We start from the raw sequence: 3,404 nt of genomic DNA on the forward strand, positions 1-3,404 counted from the left end.
GTCTGAGCCGGATTGGTCAGGGTCACGGTGTAAGTGATGACACCGCCTTCGGTGACCGAAGGACTCGCGGTCAAGGTCGCGGTAGTGGTGTCGATCGAATCATTGATCGTGGTAACCGCTGGCGTCGGGTTAGGCGTCAGCTGTTCGAAGTTACCGCCCGCGGCGCTGTCGATGGTCACGCTAACGGTCGAGCCGTTGTTGTAAACGTCGTTCGCCGGGGTCTGGAAGTCGATGCTGCCCTGGGTCTTGCCTGCTTCAACGGTGATGACCTGACCATTGGACAGGGTCACGGTCACCGGAGTCTGAGCCGGGTTGGTCAAGGTCACGGTGTAGGTGATGACGCCGCCTTCGGTGACGCTCGGCGAAGCCGTCAGCGTGGCAGTGGTCGTGTCGATCGAATCATTGATCGTCGTTACAGCTGGCGTCGGGTTAGGCGTTAGCTGCTCGAAGTTGCCGCCCGTGGCGCTGTCGATGGTCACACTAACGGTCGAGCCGTTGTTGTAGACATCGTTGGCCGGGGTCTGGAAATCGATGCTGCCTTGAGTCTTGCCTGCTTCAACGGTGATGACCTGGCCGTTGGACAGGGTCACGGTCACCGGAGTCTGAGCCGGGTTGGTCAGGGTCACGGTGTAGGTGATGACACCGCCCTCAGTAACCGAAGGGTTCGCGGTCAGGGTCGCGGTTGTAGTGTCGATTGAATCATTGATCGTGGTAACCGCAGCCGCTGGGTTCGGCGTCAGCTGCTCGAAGTTGCCGCCCGTAGCGCTGTCGATGGTCACACTAACGGTCGAGCCGTTGTTATAGACGTCGTTCACCGGAGTTTGGAAGTCGATGCTGCCCTGGGTCTTGCCTGCTTCAACGGTGATGACCTGACCGTTGGACAGGGTCACGGTCACCGGGGCCTGAGCCGGGTTCGTCAGGGTCACGGTGTAGGTGATAACGCCGCCTTCAGTCACGCTTGGCGAGGCGGTCAGGGTCGCGGTAGTGGTGTCGATCGAATCATTGATCGTCGTTACAGCTGGCGTCGGGTTAGGCGTCAGCTGCTCGAAGTTGCCGCCCGTGGCGCTGTCGATGGTCACGCTAACGGTGGAACCGTTGTTGTAGACGTCGTTCGCCGGGGTTTGGAAGTCGATGCTGCCCTGGGTCTTGCCTGCTTCAACAGTGATGACCTGGCCGTTGGACAGGGTCACGGTAACTGGGGTTTGAGCCGGGTTGGTCAGCGTGACGGTGTAAGTGATCACGCCACCTTCGGTCACGCTTGGCGAAGCCGTCAGCGTGGCAGTGGTGGTGTCGATCGAATCATTGATCGTGGTAACTGCTGGTGTCGGGTTTGGCGTCAGCTGTTCGAAGTTGCCGCCCGTGGCACTGTCGATGGTCACGCTAACGGTGGAACCGTTGTTGTAGACGTCGTTGGCCGGGGTCTGGAAATCGATGCTGCCCTGGGTCTTGCCTGCTTCAACGGTGATGACCTGACCATTGGACAGGGTCACGATGACCGGAGTCTGAGCCGGGTTGGTCAGGGTAACGGTGTAGGTAATGACACCGCCTTCGGTGACGCTCGGCGAAGCCGTCAGCGTGGCAGTGGTCGTGTCGATCGAATCATTGATCGTCGTTACAGCTGGCGTCGGGTTAGGCGTTAGCTGCTCGAAGTTGCCGCCCGTGGCGCTGTCGATGGTCACACTAACGGTCGAGCCGTTGTTGTAGACGTCGTTAGCCGGGGTTTGGAAGTCGATGCTGCCTTGAGTCTTGCCTGCTTCAACGGTGATGACCTGGCCGTTGGACAGGGTCACGGTAACCGGAGTCTGAGCCGGGTTGGTCAGCGTGACGGTGTAAGTGATCACGCCACCTTCGGTCACGCTTGGCGAAGCCGTCAGCGTGGCAGTGGTGGTGTCGATCGAGTCATTGATCGTAGTAACGGCAGCCGCTGGGTTCGGGGTCAGCTGTTCGAAATTACCACCCGTGGCGCTGTCGATGGTCACGCTAACGGTGGAACCGTTGTTGTAGACGTCGTTCGCCGGGGTCTGGAAGTCGATGCTGCCCTGGGTCTTGCCTGCCTCAACAGTGATGACCTGGCCGTTGGACAGGGTCACAGTTACTGGAGTCTGGGCCGGGTTGGTCAATGTCACGGTGTACGTGATCACGCCGCCTTCGGTGACCGAGGGAGTGGCGGTCAACGTTGCAGTGGTGACATCGATGGTATCTGTAATTTCAGTAACCAACGGCCCTTGAGGTGGAGTTACTGAAATGCCACTCCCCCCGCTGGTACCGGTGACCGTGGTCGAAATTTGCCCACCATCAATGTAGGGCGTGTCATTCGGCGGGATCACGACGTTGACACTGCCAGTGGTCTGCCCGGCCGGAATGACGATCACAGAGCCATTGGCCAGGGTGATGAGAAGGTCGCTGCTCGGTGCCTGGCCAACCGTAGCGGTATAGACAATGACGCCACCCGCTTCGCTGATCGATGGCGTGGCCCCGACCACAAGGGTGGTGGCAACCGTAGTACTGGTTGTCGGCGCGGTGACACGATTGTCAGCAGTGGTTCCAGCCACCTCCACGGGGGCGGCCGCTGCGGCAAAACCAAGGCCTTCTGTAGGGAAGCCAATCGTGGGATCAACGCTGCCGGCCGTTTCCTCCAGCATGACGAAACTGTGGCCGCCACCTGCTGCACCGCCACCCGCAGCGGTCGGACCGGCAGCCGTGGCTTCAAGATCGGTGGTCGGGTCAGCGCCTGCAGCGATCGCTTGTTGCAATTCCTCGACCGACGGCGCTGCCTGGGCAGCGGCCTGGCCCAAGTCAGTACTGCTGTCAGGCGTGTCTGCGCTCCACTGGGTATCACGACCAAGGTCAAGCAACCGGCCGTCTGCCAACTCCAGCGTTACCGCGCCACCCGCACCGGTAAGGACCTGCTCACCAGCAAGAAGTCGATCGCCTTCTATGAGCACACGCCTGATGCCTTCAGGGGATACCGCAATAACCTGGCCGACAATACTTTTGACGATGGCTACAACGCTGCTCATTGGACTCTCCGTGTGACCCGCTGGGGTACTTCTGTGCCAGAGCGGCATCCGCAGCCACCTGAACAGGAATTATGTCGATGATCTCTTGACGCTTGATTGCGTCAACATTCCGTCTATGACGAAATAAAGTTAGATTTCTGCCAAACTATTGACCTTATATTGGCCATCCTAAACAATCACCAAGGTAATGTCACATTGATATTTCTACCTTAGCCAAGGGCCAATCAACAGCAAATGCGTTGCGTCATTAAAACAGCGCAATGGCACAGAGCATGCGGGTCTAAGTGATGACAGCGGCCAGAAACCACATGCTTTTCAACCGTTCGTCGGGCTCAGTAGGACCGACAGCGTCAACAGAAGGTCAATTTTGTTTATTGACGCCAC

At 58.8% G+C, this 3,404-nt stretch carries 1 protein-coding gene; it reads right to left on the minus strand.

The window, feature by feature from the left end; translation table 11 throughout:
- A partial coding sequence (locus ACF8R3_RS16195) for a retention module-containing protein (protein WP_392515889.1) occupies positions 1-3,020 on the minus strand: 3,020 nt, incomplete at its 3' end.
- Positions 3,021-3,404 lie beyond the last annotated feature (384 nt).

Source organism: Pseudomonas sp. FYR_7, from assembly GCF_043106155.1.
Lineage (GTDB): Bacteria > Pseudomonadota > Gammaproteobacteria > Pseudomonadales > Pseudomonadaceae > Aquipseudomonas > Aquipseudomonas parafulva_B.